This window comes from Agrococcus citreus, from assembly GCF_039527715.1.
Classification (GTDB): Bacteria; Actinomycetota; Actinomycetes; order Actinomycetales; family Microbacteriaceae; genus Agrococcus; species Agrococcus citreus.
Window position 1 is genome coordinate 922,784 of the sequence record NZ_BAAAKK010000001.1, and the last position, 16,525, is coordinate 939,308.

The 16,525-nt window shown below is 72.5% G+C and carries 18 protein-coding genes and 1 tRNA gene; 5 read left to right on the forward strand and 14 right to left on the reverse strand.

The features are described from left to right. Positions 1 to 9: 9 nt before the first annotated feature. Entirely contained in the window at positions 10 to 909 is a 900-nt protein-coding gene (locus tag ABD106_RS04545; RefSeq protein ID WP_343917733.1) for a hypothetical protein, read from the reverse strand. 44 nt (positions 910 to 953) lie between these two features. Beyond that, positions 954 to 1,748 (reverse strand): DUF1684 domain-containing protein, encoded by a 795-nt coding sequence (locus tag ABD106_RS04550; protein ID WP_343917735.1) that lies wholly within the window; start codon positions 1,746 to 1,748, stop codon positions 954 to 956. Positions 1,749 to 1,800: 52 nt separating this feature from the next. On the opposite strand from ABD106_RS04550, the gene ABD106_RS04555 reads away from it, so the two are divergent. Then, a complete protein-coding gene (locus ABD106_RS04555; protein ID WP_343917737.1) occupies positions 1,801 to 3,324 on the forward strand; it encodes a class I adenylate-forming enzyme family protein in 1,524 nt (507 codons plus the stop codon). Beyond that, entirely contained in the window at positions 3,321 to 4,547 is a 1,227-nt protein-coding gene (locus ABD106_RS04560; protein WP_343917739.1) for a beta-ketoacyl-[acyl-carrier-protein] synthase family protein, read from the forward strand. Before ABD106_RS04555 ends, ABD106_RS04560 begins: the two co-directional genes overlap by 4 nt. 6 nt (positions 4,548 to 4,553) lie before the next feature. Here the strand turns inward: ABD106_RS04560 and ABD106_RS04565 are convergent, their stop codons facing one another. The 6 genes from ABD106_RS04565 to ABD106_RS04590 all read right to left on the reverse strand — a co-directional run bounded on the left by ABD106_RS04565 (position 4,554) and on the right by ABD106_RS04590 (position 9,907). Beyond that, positions 4,554 to 5,396, reverse strand: a complete 843-nt coding sequence (locus tag ABD106_RS04565; protein ID WP_343917741.1) for a MetQ/NlpA family ABC transporter substrate-binding protein — start codon at positions 5,394 to 5,396, stop codon at positions 4,554 to 4,556. Positions 5,397 to 5,425: 29 nt separating this feature from the next. Continuing rightward, positions 5,426 to 6,097 carry a methionine ABC transporter permease gene (locus ABD106_RS04570; RefSeq protein WP_343917743.1) on the reverse strand — a complete coding sequence of 224 codons (672 nt, stop codon included), beginning with the start codon at positions 6,095 to 6,097 and terminating at the stop codon, positions 5,426 to 5,428. Continuing rightward, entirely contained in the window at positions 6,094 to 6,834 is a 741-nt protein-coding gene (locus ABD106_RS04575; protein WP_343917745.1) for a methionine ABC transporter ATP-binding protein, read from the reverse strand. The genes ABD106_RS04570 and ABD106_RS04575 overlap by 4 nt, the downstream gene beginning before the upstream one ends. A 79-nt stretch (positions 6,835 to 6,913) precedes the next feature. After that, positions 6,914 to 7,888, reverse strand: a complete 975-nt coding sequence (locus tag ABD106_RS04580; RefSeq protein ID WP_343917746.1) for an ArsA family ATPase — start codon at positions 7,886 to 7,888, stop codon at positions 6,914 to 6,916. After that, positions 7,879 to 8,175 (reverse strand): cory-CC-star protein, encoded by a 297-nt coding sequence (locus tag ABD106_RS04585; RefSeq protein ID WP_343917748.1) that lies wholly within the window; start codon positions 8,173 to 8,175, stop codon positions 7,879 to 7,881. Before ABD106_RS04585 ends, ABD106_RS04580 begins: the two co-directional genes overlap by 10 nt. Before the next feature lie 4 nt (positions 8,176 to 8,179). Continuing rightward, positions 8,180 to 9,907, reverse strand: coding sequence for a carbon starvation CstA family protein (locus ABD106_RS04590; RefSeq protein WP_343917750.1), 1,728 nt, complete (start codon positions 9,905 to 9,907; stop codon positions 8,180 to 8,182). A gap of 299 nt (positions 9,908 to 10,206) precedes the next feature. On the opposite strand from ABD106_RS04590, the gene ABD106_RS04595 reads away from it, so the two are divergent. Both ABD106_RS04595 and ABD106_RS04600 read left to right on the forward strand, forming a co-directional pair. Further along, the gene (locus ABD106_RS04595) at positions 10,207 to 10,974 is read left to right on the forward strand and encodes a phosphatase PAP2 family protein (protein ID WP_343917752.1); all 768 of its coding nucleotides are present in this window, start codon (positions 10,207 to 10,209) and stop codon (positions 10,972 to 10,974) included. A 95-nt stretch (positions 10,975 to 11,069) separates the two neighbouring features. Then, entirely contained in the window at positions 11,070 to 11,483 is a 414-nt protein-coding gene (locus tag ABD106_RS04600) for a DUF3054 domain-containing protein (protein WP_343917754.1), read from the forward strand. 9 nt (positions 11,484 to 11,492) lie between these two features. Here ABD106_RS04600 and ABD106_RS04605 read toward each other — a convergent pair whose 3' ends face one another. The 5 genes from ABD106_RS04605 to ABD106_RS04625 form a co-directional block, all read right to left on the reverse strand. Further along, positions 11,493 to 11,999 carry a PaaI family thioesterase gene (locus ABD106_RS04605; RefSeq protein ID WP_343917756.1) on the reverse strand — a complete coding sequence of 169 codons (507 nt, stop codon included), beginning with the start codon at positions 11,997 to 11,999 and terminating at the stop codon, positions 11,493 to 11,495. A gap of 35 nt (positions 12,000 to 12,034) precedes the next feature. Beyond that, on the reverse strand, positions 12,035 to 12,511 hold the full coding sequence (locus ABD106_RS04610; RefSeq protein WP_343917757.1) for a GAF domain-containing protein: 477 nt from the start codon (positions 12,509 to 12,511) through the stop codon (positions 12,035 to 12,037). Between the two features lie 32 nt (positions 12,512 to 12,543). Continuing rightward, complete coding sequence (locus tag ABD106_RS04615; protein WP_343917758.1) at positions 12,544 to 13,002, reverse strand: VOC family protein; 459 nt, start codon at positions 13,000 to 13,002, stop codon at positions 12,544 to 12,546. A 6-nt stretch (positions 13,003 to 13,008) separates the two neighbouring features. Further along, complete coding sequence (locus ABD106_RS04620) at positions 13,009 to 13,182, reverse strand: hypothetical protein (protein WP_343917760.1); 174 nt, start codon at positions 13,180 to 13,182, stop codon at positions 13,009 to 13,011. A gap of 115 nt (positions 13,183 to 13,297) precedes the next feature. After that, positions 13,298 to 13,371: transfer RNA gene (locus ABD106_RS04625), tRNA-Pro, on the reverse strand. A 148-nt stretch (positions 13,372 to 13,519) separates the two neighbouring features. On the opposite strand from ABD106_RS04625, the gene ABD106_RS04630 reads away from it, so the two are divergent. After that, complete coding sequence (locus tag ABD106_RS04630) at positions 13,520 to 14,977, forward strand: HNH endonuclease (RefSeq protein ID WP_343917762.1); 1,458 nt, start codon at positions 13,520 to 13,522, stop codon at positions 14,975 to 14,977. Positions 14,978 to 15,037: 60 nt separating this feature from the next. Here ABD106_RS04630 and ABD106_RS04635 read toward each other — a convergent pair whose 3' ends face one another. Continuing rightward, positions 15,038 to 16,525, reverse strand: coding sequence for a S10 family peptidase (locus ABD106_RS04635; RefSeq protein ID WP_343917764.1), 1,488 nt, complete (start codon positions 16,523 to 16,525; stop codon positions 15,038 to 15,040).

Consider the following 16,525-nt stretch of genomic DNA (forward strand, 5'->3'; position numbering starts at 1 on the left):
CGGGTCCGCTCAGCCGATGGGCCGGAGGCCGTCGGGCGTCTCGACGAGCAGCTCGAGCTCGTCGGGCGAGGGCCAGCCCTGCAGCTCGTGCACCCCGCGATCGGCCTCGATCCACGCGATGCGCTCGTCGTCGCTCCAGTCGCGGCCCTCGCTGATCGACAGCATCGCGAGGCGGCCGTCCTGCACCCCGAGCATCACGTCGAACGATCGTCCCTCGACCGCGGTGTAGCGGCCGATCACCGGCAGGTTCGCGTCGCCGGGCACGGCGAGGGGCGCACCCGCCGGCACGGCGAAGCCGATGCCGGGCCAGAAGCCCTCGGGCTCCGGCCCCTCCCAGCGCACGGCGCGAGCCGCCGCCAGCTGCGAGCGCAGCTCGGGCGCGCCGAAGCCGTCGGTCGCCGCGAGCAGACGGTCGGCGAGGGCGCGGACGTCGTCGGGGACCTCGACGAGCTCCTCGGCCGGCTCATCCTCGACGCCCGCGACGGCAGTCGCGGCAGCCGCATCCGATCGTCGCCCGAGCCACCAGCCGCCGATCGAGATCGCGCCGGCCGCGGCCGCGAGCAGCGCCCGCGGACGATCGATGCCCGCCGCGCGCACGCGGTCGTGGAGGCGGGCGTCGAGCGCCTCGCCCGCCTCGGCGATGCCGAGCGTCGCGCCGGCCGCTCCGACGACCATCCCGAGGCGAGCGCCGGCCGACAGCGCCGCTCCTGCTTCGGTGCGCAGCAGCGCCCACGTGGACCACGCGGTCAGTCCCGCCATGGCCGCGCGATAGCCGAGCCGGCGGCCGGGCGTGAGGACGCGGGGATCGATGAGGGTGAGCGCTGCGACCGCAGCGCTCGAGACGACGCCATGGGCGACGCTGTCGGCGTCCCCGAGGGGCGAGAGGGCGGAGCGGAAGGTCGACGGCATGGTCGCGAGCGTACCGACGGCAGCTGTCCCGCGGCCTCGGCGACTCAGTCGCGGAGGACGGGCCGGCGCTCGCCCGCGGTCACCGCGAGGTCGAGCCGGTTGCCGGGCGGGGGCATCGGGCACACGTAGTGGTCGCTGAACGCGCAGGGCGGCAGGAACGACCGGTTGAAGTCGAGCGTCGTGCGCCCGGCGTCGTCGGGCAGCGGCGGGCGCAGGAAGCGGAACGGGTAGGCGCCGTCGTCGCCGGTGTCGTCGCCGGTCGCGTCGCGGAAGACGATCGCCAGCTCGCCGTCGCCCCGAGTCGCGGTCAGCGAGCGCCGCTCGCCGAGCAGCGTGAAGTCGAGCGTGCCGGCGCCGCCCTGCGTCGTGCGGTGGCCGTCGACCTGCTCGACCTCGATCGGCTCGTCGCGCGGCATCCAGTGCGCCTCGACGACCCACTCGGGGTCGGGGCGCCAGGCCGCGATCGACTGGAGGCGCACACGACGCTCGGCGCGGGGGTCGATGCGGCGGAGCGCAGGCACCCCCTCGCGCACGAACGCCCGCACGAGGCCATCGCCCGCTCGGAGCGTCTCGCCCGCGCGCAGCGTGACCGCGTCGGCGACCGGCGCGCCGTCGGTGCGCTCATAGCCGGAGCCTGCGAGCCCCGCGCCCACGACGGCATCCCCGTCGGCGCGCCAGCGGCCGGCCACGCCCTCGACTGATCGCTCCTCGCCGCTCAGCCACACCGTGTCGGCGAGCGCCGCGATCCCGTGCGGGCCGGCGACGAGCCGCCAGCGCGCCTCCTGCCACCACTGCCACGCGGCCTCGAAGTCGGCTGCCGTCTTGGCTCGTGCATCCATGTCGGTCCTCCTCCGCCAGGCTAGCGACGAGCGCCGCGCCTAGACTCGGAGGGTGACGTTCACCCGCAGCATCATCGCGGTCGCCGACGCCGATCCGGGCAGGCTCGCGCTCTCGGGAGACGGCGAGCGCGTGTCGTACGGCGAGCTGCGCGACGTCTGCACGCGGATCCGCAGCGGCATCGAGGTGCTGCTCGAGGGCGCCGCCCCCGGTCGCACCGACGCCGAGACCGGCGGGGTGCCGATCATCGCGGTCTCGCTCTCGCGCGCGATCGATGTGGCCCGCTGGATCAGCGGCGTGACGTCGTTCCGGGCGATCGTCGCGGTGCTCGACCCGCTGTGGCCCGAGGAGCACCGCCTCGAGACCATCCGGCGCGTCGACCCAGCGCTCGTCATCACGGACGACGCCGACTTCGAGGCGTCGCTCGGCGCGCTCGAGCCATGGACCGGCACTGCCGTCTCGCTCGAGCGCTTCGACGCGCTCGCCGAGACCGCGCGCGTGCCTTCGGGGCCGGAGGTGCGGCCGCGCGACGAGCCGTTCCTGCTCCTGTTCACGTCGGGCACGACCGACCTGCCGAAGGGCTTCCTGCGCTCGCGCGGCAGCTGGGACCACAACGTGCGCATCAGCCGCGCCTACCTCGACGCTGAGGACGGCATGGCGACGATCGCGCCTGGGCCCGTCTCGTACAGCCTGACGCTCTACGCGCTCGTGGAGGTGCTCGCCACCGGTGGCTCGCTGCACCTGCAATCCGGCTTCGACGCGGTGGCCGCCGTGCAGACGATCGAGCGCGAGCGCGTCGAGCGCTTCGTCGGCGTGCCCTCGATGCTGCTCGCGCTCGCCGCGGCAGCTGAGCGCTCCGCGAGCGTGGATGCGCTCGACTCGCTCCGCACGGTCATCACGGGTGGCGCCAACCAGAGCGAGCGCATCCGCTCGGTGTTCGAGGCGGCGGCGCCGCGAGCGCGGCTGCGCAGCTACTACGGCGCCTCCGAGATCGGCTTCATCGGCTACAGCGACGCGGGTGACGGCACCCGGCTCACGCCCTTCGACGGCGTCGAGGTGAGCGTGCGCGACGACGCCGGCGAACCGGTGCCCGACGGCGAGATCGGCACGCTGCACGTGCGCGTCGCCTCGGCGGTCGAGCGGTACGTGTCGGCGACGAGCGACGAGCGCATCACCGACGCCGAGGGCTGGTCGAGCGTGCACGACCTCGCCTCGATCGAGGGCGGTGCCATCGTGCTCGCGGGCAGGGCCGGCGACATCGCCGTCTCGGGCGGGCACAAGGTCTCGCTCCCGCAGGTCGAGCGAGCGCTCGCGACCGTGCCCGGCTGCGAATCGTGCTGCGCCGTGGCGCTGCCGGACGCGTCGCTCGGCTCGATCGTCGCGGTGGTCGTCGAGGGCGAGGCCGAGACGGTGCCGCCGAAGCAGCGCATGCAGCAGGAGCTGCGCCGCCTGCTCGCCCCGCAGTTCGTGCCGCACCGCTACTACCGCGTCGCCGAGCTGCCCCGCACGGCCGGCGGCAAGGTGCGCCGCGGCGCGGTCGCCGAGCTCGTCGCCGACGGGACGGCGGAGCGGCTGTGAGCGGGCAGCGCGCGTTCGTCACCGGCTTGGGAGCCGTCACGCCGAACGGCCTCGACCTCAGCTCGACGTGGGATGCCGTCGTCGCCGGTCGCAGCGGCATCCGCCCCCTTGAGGGCGTCGACGTCGCCGACCTCGCGGTCAAGGTCGGCGGCGAGGTGCGCGGGTTCGACCCGCTCGCGCACGTGTCGCGCTCCGACGCGCGGCGGCTCGACCGGCACGCGCTCTACGCGGTCGCGGCCGCCGCCGAGGCCATGGCGGGCTTCACAGCGGCCGACCCGACGCGCTTCGGCATCACGGCGGCGACCGGCTCCGGCGCGGTGTCGCTGACGCAGGAGGCGGTGCGCGCGCTCGACGCGCACGGGCCTCGGCGGGTGCCGCCCGGCGTGGTCGTCTACGGCGGCGCGGATGCGGCTGCCGCGTTCCTGAGCGAGCGGTACGGCGCGCGCGGGGCCGGCGTCGGCACCTCGGCGACGTGCGCGAGCGGGGCCGTCGGCCTCGGCGACGCGCTGCGCGCCATCCGCCACGGCTACGCCGATGCCGTGCTCGTCGTCGGCGCCGACGACTGCCTCAACCGCGTGAACCTCGCCGTGAACTCGATGCTCGGCGCGCTCGCGCCCGGGTACGCCGACGAGCCGTCAGCCGCGTGCCGACCGTTCGATCGAGCGCGCAGCGGCTTCGTCATGTCGTCGGGGGCGGCCGCGCTGCTCGTCGAGTCGGAGGAGCACGCGCGTCGCCGCGGTGCCGACGTGCTGGGCGAGATCGTCGGGTACGGCGTCACCTCCGACGCGTTCCACGCGACCGCCCCGCGGCCCGATGGCAGCGGCGCGGCCGCCGCGATGCGGCAGGCGCTCGACGACGCGCACCTCTCCCCCGACGACGTCGACCACGTCAACGCGCACGGCACGGGCACGCCCCTCAACGACGCGATGGAGGCGGCCGCGCTGCGCTCGGTCTTCGGCGACGCGCTCGGCTCGGTGCCCGTCAGCTCGACGAAGTCGACGACCGGGCACCTGCTGGGCGCCGCCGGCACGCTCGAGGCGGCCCTCTCCGTGCTCGCGATGCGCGACGGCGTCATCCCACCGACGATCAACCTCGACGACCCGGAGTTCCCCGAGCTCGACGTCGTCGCCCTCGAGGCGCGGCCCGCGACCTCGCGCACCGTGCTGTCGAACTCGTTCGGCTTCGGCGGCCACAACGCCGCGCTCGTGCTGCGCAGCGTCTGAGCGGCGTCAGAACGCCGGCGGCACCCCGAGCCCCTCGAGCACCTCGCGCACGCGGTCGCTCGTGAGCGCGCGCTGGAGCGCCGCGATCGCGGGCGAGTCGGCGTTGCCGGCGCGCGTCACGAGCGCCACCTCGAACCGCTCGTCCTGCTCGACGACGAGCCCGTCCTCCTCGGGCGTGAGCCCGATCTGGCGCGCGAACGACGGCAGGTTGTAGACGGCATCCGCCTCGTCGTAGGCGGTGTTGAGCTGCAGCAGGTCGACCTCGGTGATCTCGAGGTTGCGCGGGTTCTCGACGATGTCGCTCACCCTCGCCGCGTAGCGCTCGACCGCAGGATCGAGCGTGATGATCCCGTTCTCGGCCAGCAGCTGGAGGGCGCGCGCCGCGTTGGCCTTGTCGTTCGCGATCACGACGCTGCCACCCTCGGGAAGCTCGTCGAGCGAGCCGAGGGAACGCGAGTAGAACGCGACGACGGTCTTGTAGACGGGCTGCACGACGACGAGGTCGGCGCCGTTGCGCTCGTTGAACTCCTCCATGAACGACTCGAACTGCACGACGTTCGCGTCGATCTCGTCGTTCTGCACGAGCACGTTGGGCTGCACGTAGTCCGAGACGGGCACGAGCTCGACCTCGAAGCCCTCCTCGATCACCTCGGCGGCGGCCTCGACGGCGTCGGTCATCGGGGTGACGGTCGCGGCCACCCGGATCGTGACGGTCTCGGACGCATCCGGCTGGGACGCATCCGGCTCGCCCGCCGCGGCGCAGCCGCTCGCGAGCATGGCGACGGCGGCCGCCGCTGCGGCGACGAGTCGGATGCGGTGCCGGATGCGGTGGTCGGTTCGGAGGTGCATGGGGTGCCTTTCGAGGTGGGTGCGGTGCGTCAGCGCTTGTCGAGCGCGGTCGAGACCCTCTCGCCGACGGTCTGCAGCAGCAGCACGCCGACGATGACGATCGCGATGATCGAGTACATGAGCGGGTAGTCGTACTCCTGGTAGCCGAAGCGGAGCGCGAAGTCGCCGATGCCGCCCCCGCCGACGATGCCGAGCACGGTGGAGTACGAGATGAGGCTGATCGCGGCGGACGTCAGCGCGTAGACGAGGCCCGACCGCCCCTCGACGAGCAGGAAGTGCACGACGGTCTGGCGCACATCCGCCCCCATCGACCTCGCGGCGTGCAGCACGCCCGGCGGGATCTCGAGCAGGATCTGCTCGACGAGTCGGGCGTAGATGGCGACCCCGACGAAGCAGAGCGGGAAGGTCGCGGCCTCCGTGCCGAAGGTCGTGCCGTAGAGCGCCCGAGTGAGCGGGATGAGGAAGACGACCAGCAGCAGGAACGGGAAGGAGCGGATGACCGACACGTACAGGTTGGCGACCCGCCACACCGGCTTCCGCTCGCGCGGCCCGCCAGGGCGGGTGAGGAAGATGGTCACGCCGAGGGGCAGCCCGAGCACGATGGCGGCGGTGAGCGAGACGGCGAGCATGTAGCCGGTCTCGGCGAGCGCGATGCCGATCTGGTCGGCGTTCGCCGCGAGCGACGCGAGCGCGTCGGTCATGCGCCGAGCATCCGCTCCGCGTGCGCGAGGTAGCTCGCGTGCTCGCGCCCGTAGTCGGCCCGCACGACCGGGAAGACGCGCTGCAGCACGCCGCGCTCGAGCACCGCCACGCGGTCGCAGATCGCGCCGACCGCTTCGAGCTCGTGCGTGACGAGCACGACGGTGGTGCCGAAGTCGCGTCGGGCGTCGCTCAGCAGCTGCAGGATGCCCTCGGTCGTGCGGGTGTCGAGCGCGCTCGTCGGCTCGTCGGCGAGCAGCAGGCCCGGCCGGGTGACGAGGGCGCGGGCGATCGCGACGCGCTGCTGCTGACCGCCGGAGAGCTGCGCCGGGTAGTGGTCGGCGCGGTCGGCGAGGCCGACGTAGTCGAGCAGGCTCTCCACGTGCTGCGGGTCGACGGCGCGCTGGAGCTTGAGCGGCAGGGCGACGTTCTGGCGCACGGTGCGGTTCGAGAGCAGGTTGAAGCCCTGGAAGACCATGCCGATGCGGCGGCGCAGCTCGCGGATCTCGCGGTCGCGGAGCGCCGCGGGATCGGTGCCGAGGATGCGCACGCGGCCGCTCGTCGGATGCTGGGCCGCGTCGAGCAGTGCGAGGAGCGTCGACTTGCCGGCGCCGGATTCGCCGATGACGCCGATGATCTCGCCGCTCGCGATGTCGAGGGTGAGGTCGTCGAGCGCCTTCGTCGCGCCGTAGGCGACCGTGACGTGCTCGAGGGATGCGACGGGGTCGCTCGTGGACATGGCTCGACCTTCTGGCGTGCACCTGGGGGTTTGTTGCTCTCAGTCCAACAATAGCGCGCTGAGCCTCCCGGCCGCTGACTCAGTCGGTCGACGCCACCAGGTGCTCCGCGAGCGTCGCGAGCGCCGCGCTGCCCGCCAGGTCGCCGGCGAGCAGCGGAACCTGCGCGATCGGGATGCCGCCCACGGCCGCGCGCAGCCGTTCGAGGTGCCGCTCCTCCTGCTCCCGGCGCTCGGCGAGGAGCGCCCCGGCATCGGCGGGAGACCGACGGTTCACGACGATCGCGGCGGGCTCGATGCCGAGCTCGGTCAGCTGCCGCATGACGTCGATCGACTCCGCGACGGGCAGGCGCTCGGCGATCGTGACGACGACGAACGACGACTGCTGCGCATCAGTCACGACGCTCCCCATGAGCGCGAACCGGTCGCGCCGCGCGACGAGCGTGCGCCGGAGCTCGGCATCGGCGCTGGGCGCCTCGTCCTTGACGCCGACGATGCCGCGCGCGGCCGCGGCGAAGCGCTCCGACCGGTCGCGACTCGCGAGGAGGGTCCCGGTCCAGCTGCTGAGCTGCTCGGGGAGCGCGAGCAGGCGCAGCGTGTGGCCGGAGGGCGCGGTGTCGAAGACCACGAGGTCGTAGGCGTCGCGGCTGCTCGCGATGAGCTCGGCGACGCGCTCGAGCACGGCCGACTCGTGGCTGCCGGGTGCCGACCTCGCCTGATCGAGGTGCTGCTGCGCCGAGGCGTGGAGCCGATCGGGCAGCAGCCGCCGCATGGTCGCCGCGACCGAGGCGAAGTGCCGGTCGATCGTCGACTGCGGGTCGATCTCGATCGCATCGACCGATCCGCGCTCGAGCGAGAGGACGCGCACGGCCTCATCCGAGAGCTCGCGGTCCCAGACGTGCCCGAGGTTGTGCGCCGGATCGGTGGAGACGAGCAGCACGCGCCCGCCGTCGCGAGCGCGCGCCACCGCGAGCGCCGCGGAGACCGAGGTCTTGCCGACGCCTCCCTTGCCGCCGACGAAGAGGACGCGGCGCGACCGCGCGAGCGCTAGCAGCATGCGACGTGGTCCAACGGCGAGCGCGGGATTCCGACGCGCGTGTGCCAGGCGTGGAAGTCGTCCCACACCGCCGGCAGCAGCTCGGCGGAGTAGTAGGCAGCGGGATCGGGCACGCCGAGCGCCTCACCGAGGACGACGATCATGAACAGGTCGTCCTCGTCGCGCTGCTCCCGCAGGAAGGTGCGCCGGTAGGGGCCGGTGTAGAACTCCTGCAGCCCATCGCGCAGCGCGCCCCAGCGCCGGGAGCGACGCTCCCGGCGCTGGGCCCCGCCGTGGGCGGGTGTCACGTGCTCAGACTTGCTCTCGCGTGGCGACGAGCTGGAGATCCTCGTCCTCGTGCTCCGGCGGACCCTGCACGGCACGTCGCATCGCCAGGACCGCCTCGACGGCGACCCAGACGCTCGAGACGATGATGACGATGTCGATCGCGAACAGCAGCCAGTCGGGGTTCTCCGGCGCGGCGAAGCTCGTGAGCTGCTCGATGGCCGCCCAGAACGACATGACGAAGACGAGCACGAGCGGGATGATCGCCGGCCACGGGTTGCGCCGCTTGCGCAGCAGCATCACGGCGATGATCGACAGCGTCAGCGATGCCAGGAGCTGGTTGGTCGTGCCGAAGAGCGGCCAGATCCGGAGGCCTCCCTCACCGCCGAGCCCCTGCGAGAAGGTCAGGCCCAGGCCGACGACGACCACGACGAGCGTCGCCGGGATCTTCGTGATCTTGACCTTGAACGCATCCCCGATCTCCTGCACGACGAAGCGGAGCAGTCGCATGCCGGTGTCCATCGTCGTGGCGGCGAAGAGCACCGCCATGGTCGCGAGCACCGTCGCGCTGAGCGATGCCGGAAGGCCCAGGCCGTTCTCCATCAGCGCGCCGCCACCCTGGACGAAGGCCGTGACGCCACCGGCGCCGAAGGAGCTGTAGATCTCCTCCCACTCGGCGACCGAGCGGAAGCCGCCGATCACGGCGAGGATCGTGCCGAGCGACAGCATGCCCTCGCCGACGGCGCCGAAGTAGCCGACGAACCGGGCGTCGGTCTCCTTGTCGATCTGCTTCGACGTCGTGCCCGACGAGACCATCCCGTGGAAGCCCGAGATGGCGCCGCACGCGATGGTGACGAACAGCAGGGGCACCATGCTCGGCGTGCCCTCGGGCAGGTTCGTGTTGAACATCGGGGCGACGATGTCGGGCGGGTTCGCCGAGAACAGCGCACCGAGGAGGACCGCACCGAAGAGCAGGATGAGGCCGACGAAGAGCTGCACGCCGTTGATGTAGTCGCGCGGCTGCAGCAGCACCCAGACCGGCAGCAGCGAGGCGATCGCGCCGTAGATGAAGAGCACGAGGATCCACACCGTCGCGGGGCTCATGCCGAGGGTCGACTCGGGCAGCACGACCGGCACGCTGTCGCCGAGGACGATGAGGGCGTAGAGCGCGACGACACCGACGATCGTGACGGGGATGAGCGGCCAGCGCATCCGGTAGACGGCGACGCCGACGAGCAGGGCGACGATGATCGCGCCCCACGTGGGGATGACGGCGGTCGGCGTGCTGATGAGCAGGTTCTTGATCACGACCGCGAAGGCGGCGATCACCATGAGCAGCAGCAGGAAGATGACGACGAGGAACAGGTTCGCCCCGCGCTTGCCGATGTAGCGGCCGGAGAGGGCGCCGATCGACTTGCCCTTGTTGCGGAGCGAGGCCCACAGCGCGCCGAGGTCGTGCATGCCGGCGAAGAAGACCGTGCCGATCGTGACCCACAGGAGGGCGGGGAGCCAACCCCAGATGACGGCGATCGCCGGGCCGACGATCGGCGCGGCACCCGCGACCGACGTGAAGTGGTGGCCCCAGAGGATGAACTTGTTCGTCGGCACGTAGTCGATGCCGTCCTTGAGCTCGTGGGCCGGCGTCGTGAAGCCGGAGTTGAGCTGGTACACCCGCTTGGCGAGGTACTTGGAGTAGAAGAAGTAGCCTGCGGCGAACATCGCCAGGCCGATGAGCATCAGTGCAAGGGAACCCATCCGAGTCCTCCCCCTTCGTCGCGCGCCTTCGCGGATCTGGCTGGGCACCGTCGGTGCCGCCTCGCAACGACAGTATCCGAATCTTAGGATCTGCCCAGAATCGGCTGGGCGTGGCGCTGATCGCCCACGGCCTCGATCCGATCCCGCCGCGCACGACGCGCGTCGATCGGTCGCTAGGGTCGGGGCGTGCCATACCCCGCTCGCGCACCCGCGTGGCGCTACGCGCACGCGGAAGCCGCAACCGCGCTCGGTCCGGAGGCCGTGCTCAGCGCGGTCAGCGTGGAACGGCGAGCGCGACCATGACGACGACGGCCTCCCGCCGAGAGCGACTGCAGGCATGGAACGAGCGGTTCCTCGTCGAGGAGCGCCACCTGCCGCTCGCGGCTCGGCGGCGGCTCTACGCGACGTCGAGCGTGCTGATCGTCATGGGCCTCGCCGCCTTCACGGTCCTGCTCGTCGGCGTGCTGACGCAGTCGGGTCTCGCTCAGCTGGACGAGCCGGTCGACGCATGGTTCGACGGCTTCCGCTCGCCCGACACGACAGCACTCATGATCGCGCTCGCGATCGTCTTCGGACCGATCGCACTGCCGGCCATCGTGCTGGTCGTGGTCACCGTCTGGACGATCGCCGCGAAGCACATCTGGCGACCGCTCCTGCTGGCAGTGGGCATGCTGGCAGGCGTCGCGCTCGCCCTCATCATCGCGCCGATCGTCGGACGGCCACGGCCGCCGATCGCCGACATGCTGTTCGGCACCGACCACACCTCGTCGTTCCCCTCCGGGCACGTGCTCGGTGCATCCGACTTCTTCCTGCTGCTCGCGTTCCTGCTCGCGAGCCGCGTCCAGCAGCGGTGGTTCACCGCGTCGGCGGTCGCGGTCGCCGTCGTGATGATCGTGGCGCAAGCGGCGGGGCGCATCTACCTGGGCTACCACTACCTGAGCGACGTGAGCGCATCGATCGCGCTGTCGATGGTGATCGTCGGGGTCGTGATCGCCGTCGACACGCGGAGGACCGCGAGGGTGCCGGGCGAGCGCGCAGCGGCGACGCCGATCGTGGCGGAGCGCTGAGGCCGTCGCGAGCCGTCAGGGTGTTGCGTGGAAGAACGCCGAGTCAGCATGGCGGTGACGAGCGGCGCCCTCGCGCAGGTGGGTACGGTCGAACCATGGCTCCCGCGGACCGCGCCCGCTCCCCTCGCCCGACCGGTGGGGTGGTGGCGGGCGCGCTCGGTCTGGATGCCGTGCTCGTCGTCGGCTTCGCGGCCGTCGGCCGGGCGAGCCACGAGTCGGGCGTGCTCGGCGAGGGTGGCATGGGGCTGATCACCACCGCGTGGCCGTTCCTCGTCGCCCTCGCCGTCGGCTGGATCTTCAGCCCCGGGTGGCACGCTCCGCTCGCGCCGCTGCGCACCGGCGTGCCGGTGTGGGCCGTGACCGTCATCGGCGGGATGCTGCTGCGCGCCGTCTCTGGGCAGGGCACCGCGGTGCCGTTCGTCGTCGTCGCGACGCTCACGCTGCTGGCGCTGCTCGTCGGCTGGCGCCTGCTGGCGACGCTCGCGCGGCGGCGCGTCAGCCGGAGCTGACGGCGGGCGTCACGCGGTCGGCGACCCCGGGGCCGCGAGCACCAGCAGGCTGCTCGAGGCCGTCGCGACGATCGCGCCGCTCGCGTCGCGGATCTCGCCCTCCGCGAAGATCACGCGCCTGCCGGGCTTCGTCACGCTCCCGGTCGCGGTGAGCGTGCCGGATGCGAGCGTGACGGCGCGCAGGTAGTTCACCTTGATCTCGATGGACGTGTAGCCGACGCCCGCATCGAGCGTCGTGTGCGCAGCGCATCCGACGACGGTGTCGAGCAGCGTGCAGAGCAGACCGCCATGCACGGTGCCGAGCGGGTTGTAGTGCTCCTCGCCGGGGGCGCAGGTGAAGACCACTCGCCCGGGCTCAGCCTCGACGAGCGTGCTGCTGCTCAGCACGGCCATCGGCGGTGGCGGGATGGTGCCGTCGCGCAGGGCGCGCATCAGCTCGAGCCCTGAGAGCCCCGCTGCCGCCGTCCTGGCCTCGGCGGGATCGACCCAGGTGACCGTCCTGCTGCGCTCCGTCATGGTCCTGCTCCCGTCGTCCGCACGTCGGACCGACGCTATCGGGGTCTCGCGCCGTTCGCCCGAGCCGCCGCTTCCCAGACGCGCGCGCTCTGGGCGGAGACGTGCGCGTCGTGCGTCTGCTGCCAGTTGAGGCCGCCGCGCGCGAACGTCGCGAGCACGGCGGGCGGCACGTCCTGCAACGCGGTGGGGGTGTCGAGCCATGCGCAGTCGCGCACGTGCACGAGGTCGACCGCGCGCGCATCCGCCCGATCGTCGTAGCGCCAGGGCCCGCCGATGCGGCCGAGCCACAGGAAGCCGCCCTCGTCGCGCGTCCAGACGAAGGCCCCCTCGGGCGCGTCGGCGAATCGCTCGATGCGGCGCGCGAGCCGCTCGTCGAAGGCAGCAGCCGATGCCGCCGCCTCCGATGGATCGGTCGGCACCCGCGGCAGCACGCCGCCGAACCCGCAGAGCCCCTCGCGGAGCGCCCGTTCCACGGCGGCGCCCTCCGCGACGTCGGGCCGACGCGATCGCATCGGCGCGCGGTAGACGGGCGGCGACGGGATGGTCACCCGTCGCCCTGCAGACCGGCTGGTGGCGTCAGCGCCTCGGCGAGCATCACGAGGATGCCGCTCGGGCCGCGGACGTACGTCAGCCTGTACATGTCCCGGTAGTTCGCGACGCCGCGCAGCGGAAGGCATCCGTGCGTCGCCGCGATCGCGAGGGCTTCGTCGAGGTCGTCGACCGAGAACGCGACGCGATGCATGCCGATCTCGTTCGGTCGCGTCGGCTCGGTCTCGATCGCCTCGGGGTGGAGGTACTCGAAGAGCTCGAGCCGGCCCTGACCGTCGGGCGTCGCGAGCAGCGCGATCCTCGCGTGGTTGCCGTCGAGGCCCACCGCGGTGTCGGTCCACTCGCCGCGCACCTCGTCGCGCCCGACGACCGTGAGGCCCAGGTCGGTGAAGAACGCGATGGCCGCCTCGAGGTCGCCGACCGCGATGCCGACGTTGTCGAGGGTGATGGCCATCCGGGGCTATCCCTCCGGATGCTCGGCGTGATCCGTGACGTCGGGCTCGGCTCGGAGCGCGTCGGCGATCGCCTCCTCAGGGCGGGGCGGATCGGCCTGGTCGGACTCGAGCTCGGGGATGCTGTGCTCGCCCGGGCCGGGAACGTGGTCGTGCGCGGCGGGCTGGTCTTGAGGGGACACGGCGGATCCTTCGGTCGACGACGGCGACAGCGTATGCGATGCGGATGCACGCAGCATCGATGCCGGGCCCGGATGCGACGAAGTCCCGAAGACCGATGGCCTCCGGGACTCTCTGTCGGGCTGACAGGATTTGAACCTGCGACCCCCTGACCCCCAGTCAGGTGCGCTACCAAGCTGCGCCACAGCCCGTCGATCTTGCGATCGAGCTGCCCGAAGGCAACTGCAACAGACTAGCGCATTCGCGACGCCCCGGAGGCACCCGGGCGGCTGCAGTGGAGTCGTCAGCGGTTGTTCACAGGGGCGGATGCGTGTGGGTGGCCCGTGGGAGAGTGCGGCCATGTCGAAGAAGACAGCAGCCCCCGCGCAGGCGGCTCGCCCGCTGCTGCCGGTGCCGCTCGACCCGGCGGCGCTCGAGGGTCCGGTGTGGCTGCGGGGTCCGCGGCCGGGCGACGTGGCGGCGGTTCCCTCTGAGGTTGAGGAGTCGGCTGAGGCTGCTGTCGTGACGCCGGCGGATGTGGCCGAGTCGGCGATGCAGGCGGTCGTGGGGATCGATGCGGCGATCGCGTCGCTGCAGGCGATGCGCACCCACTTCCTGGCAGGGCTCGGCCGGCTCGCGATCGATCAGGCGCTCGCCGAGCGGCTCGATACCGGGGTCGCGGTCCGCGACCTCGCGGCCGAGCTCGCGCTGCGGGAGCGGCGCTCCGACCGCACCGTCGAGGCCGAGGTGTCACAGGCGATCGACACCGTCGAGCAATGGCCCGCGACGCTGCACGCGTGGGGTGACGCGAGGATCAGCCGCGGCCACGTGAGCGTGATCGCCGAGATCGGCGCACCGCTCAAGACCCCCGAGGCGCGGGCCGCGTTCGAGGCGGCGCTCCTCCCGCACGCCGAGGCCACGACGCCCGGCCGGTTGCGGGCGATCGCGCGCCGCGAGCTCACGAAGCTGCTCGAGCAGCCCCTCACCGAGCGACACCGCGCCGCAACAGACCGGCGGGCGGTGTCCGTCACCGATCTCGACGACGGCATGTCGATGCTGCGCGCCATCGTCCCGACCGTCCTCGCGCACGGGATCCTCGACCGGCTGAGCCAGATGGCGCGAGCCGGCGACGCAGACCCCGACGACCACCGCACCTACGACCAGCGGCGCGCCGACGCGCTCTGCGACCTGAGCCTCACCGGCGAGGCGACCGACCGGGCGCTGCGCGGCATCCGCGCGCAGGTCTCGATCGTCATCCCCGCGACAGTGCTCACCGGCGACGGCACCGGCAGCGACGCAGCCAGGCGCGAGGATGCGCGGCTCCGCACCGGGCAGCTCGTCGACCCCGAGACCGCCCGCATGCTCGCCGGCATGACGAAGCTGTGGACGCGGGTGTTCACCGACCCGGTCAAGGGCCACGTGGTGGCCGTCGACGGGTACCGGCCTCCGCGGAAGCTCAGGCAGCTGCTGCGCGAGCGCGACCAGCGGTGCCGGTGGCCGGGCTGCACCGCGAAGGCCGAGCATGCCGACATCGACCACACCATCCCCTGGGCAGAGGGCGGCCTGACCGAGGTCGGGAACCTCGCCCACCTGTGCCGGCGACATCACACGCTCAAGGGCGCCACCCTCGCCGGCGGCAGACGATGGCAGGTGCGGCAGCTCGGGCACGGCGTGCTCGAGTGGACCTCACCCGAAGGACGCATCTACGTCGACGAACCCGAACCGGTCGGGCCGCGCTTCACGGAACGCTACGCCGACAGCTACACCGACTGGCTTTGGAAGGGCGTCATCGGGCCCGAGCCCGAGACTCCGTTCTGAGCCTGGCCTCGACGCGCGGCCGGCTTCGCCGGCAGCTGCTCGACCATCGGTAGGCCGGCCTCAGCGGCCGGAGCGGCGACGCACGAAGTCGGCGAGGTCTGCCGACTGCGCCAGGCGCGACGGCTCGTGCACGTACATCATGTGTCCCGCCTCGTAGTAGCGGTGCTCGAGGTTGGAGCGCAGCGACTCGGGGATCTGCAGGTGCGCGACCGAGTCCTCGGCGGCCGAGAACGGCGTCGCTCCGTCGAACCAGCCGTAGGCGAAGTGCACGGCGAGGTGCGGGTTCTGCCGCATCGCGCGCGAGAGCCGATCGATCACGTAGACGGGCGCGTTCTCGAACTCCTTGTAGCTCCACTGCTCGTTCACGCCCAGGCCGAAGACGTGGAACGGGCCGGTGTCGCGCACGCCGAGGTCGTGGTGCACGTAGTGCTGGAAGGCGGCCGCGTACGGGCCGAGGATGGCGTCCATCGACGGGTCGGCATCCATGTGCTCCGCGATCCCGCTCGCCGACGGCCCGGTGAAGCGGGAATCGAGCCGGCCGACCGTGAGCCCGCGATCGCGCAGCAGCTCGCCGAAGTAGCGCCAGTGCTCGATGCGGAGGTCGGCGCGGTCGACGTACGACTCCGACAGCCCCGTCAGCCGCGCGACGGTCGCCACGGCATCCGCTCGCTCCGAGTCGGTCAGCCGCGCGCCGCGCGACAGCACGAAGGGGTAGTCGCGCGCCGCGTACTCGCGCGCCTCGTCGACGACGTCCTCGAGCGCACGCCCCTCGTGGAAGCCGTGCTGCCACGCCGTCGCCGCGTAGAAGGGCAGGTACATCGCGTGCGCGCGGTCGCCGCCGCGCTCGAAGTTGGCCGTCGAGAAGTCGAGCACGCTCGAGATGAGCAGCAGCCCGTTGAGGTACATGCCGAGCTGCTCCTGCAGGAGCTGCGCGAGACCCGCAGCGCGCGTCGTGCCGTACGACTCCCCCGCGAGGAACTTCGGGCTCAGCCACCGGCCCTCCGCCGTCACCCACTGGCGGATGATCTCGGCGACCGACTCGATGTCGGCGGTGAAGCCGTGGAACTCCTTCGCCTTCTGTCCCTCCACGGGCCGCGAGCGCCCGGTCGACACCGGGTCGATGAAGACGATGTCGGAGACGGCGAGCAGCGACTCCGGGTTGTCGACGACCGCGTACGGCGGCGCGGCGAGCGAGCCGGCGTCGCCCATGACCACGCGCTTCGGCCCCAGCACGCCCATGTGCAGCCAGACGCTCGCCGATCCGGGGCCGCCGTTGAACGCGAACGTCACCGGGCGCGTCGTCGGGTCGGCGTCGTCGGCGGTGTAGGCCGTGATCGCGACCTGCGCCCGCGGCTTGCGCCCGCGGAAGACGTCGTCCTCGACCTTCTCCTCCCACAGCACGACGCGACCCGCCCTCGCCGTGTAGGCGAGCTCGCCCTCGGGTGTCGTCAGCCGATGCTTCGTGGTGACGAGCTCGTCGACCGCGTGCACCTCGGGCGTCTTCGCGGTCTCGTCGGCAGTGGGCTTGGCGTCGTTGGTCTCGGTCAC

What these genes read in the sequence shown, in the direction of transcription:
- ABD106_RS04565 (WP_343917741.1), bottom strand. Translation starts at nt 5,396, where the DNA reads ATGCACCTCCGAACCGACCACCGCATCCGGCACCGCATCCGACTCGTC.
- ABD106_RS04545 (WP_343917733.1), bottom strand. Translation starts at nt 909, where the DNA reads ATGCCGTCGACCTTCCGCTCCGCCCTCTCGCCCCTCGGGGACGCCGAC.
- ABD106_RS04605 (WP_343917756.1), bottom strand. Translation starts at nt 11,999, where the DNA reads ATGACGGAGCGCAGCAGGACGGTCACCTGGGTCGATCCCGCCGAGGCC.
- ABD106_RS04610 (WP_343917757.1), bottom strand. Translation starts at nt 12,511, where the DNA reads ATGCGATCGCGTCGGCCCGACGTCGCGGAGGGCGCCGCCGTGGAACGG.
- ABD106_RS04595 (WP_343917752.1), top strand. Translation starts at nt 10,207, where the DNA reads ATGACGACGACGGCCTCCCGCCGAGAGCGACTGCAGGCATGGAACGAG.
- ABD106_RS04580 (WP_343917746.1), bottom strand. Translation starts at nt 7,888, where the DNA reads ATGCTGCTAGCGCTCGCGCGGTCGCGCCGCGTCCTCTTCGTCGGCGGC.
- ABD106_RS04590 (WP_343917750.1), bottom strand. Translation starts at nt 9,907, where the DNA reads ATGGGTTCCCTTGCACTGATGCTCATCGGCCTGGCGATGTTCGCCGCA.
- ABD106_RS04615 (WP_343917758.1), bottom strand. Translation starts at nt 13,002, where the DNA reads ATGGCCATCACCCTCGACAACGTCGGCATCGCGGTCGGCGACCTCGAG.
- ABD106_RS04550 (WP_343917735.1), bottom strand. Translation starts at nt 1,748, where the DNA reads ATGGATGCACGAGCCAAGACGGCAGCCGACTTCGAGGCCGCGTGGCAG.
- ABD106_RS04575 (WP_343917745.1), bottom strand. Translation starts at nt 6,834, where the DNA reads ATGTCCACGAGCGACCCCGTCGCATCCCTCGAGCACGTCACGGTCGCC.
- ABD106_RS04600 (WP_343917754.1), top strand. Translation starts at nt 11,070, where the DNA reads ATGGCTCCCGCGGACCGCGCCCGCTCCCCTCGCCCGACCGGTGGGGTG.
- ABD106_RS04570 (WP_343917743.1), bottom strand. Translation starts at nt 6,097, where the DNA reads ATGACCGACGCGCTCGCGTCGCTCGCGGCGAACGCCGACCAGATCGGC.
- ABD106_RS04630 (WP_343917762.1), top strand. Translation starts at nt 13,520, where the DNA reads ATGTCGAAGAAGACAGCAGCCCCCGCGCAGGCGGCTCGCCCGCTGCTG.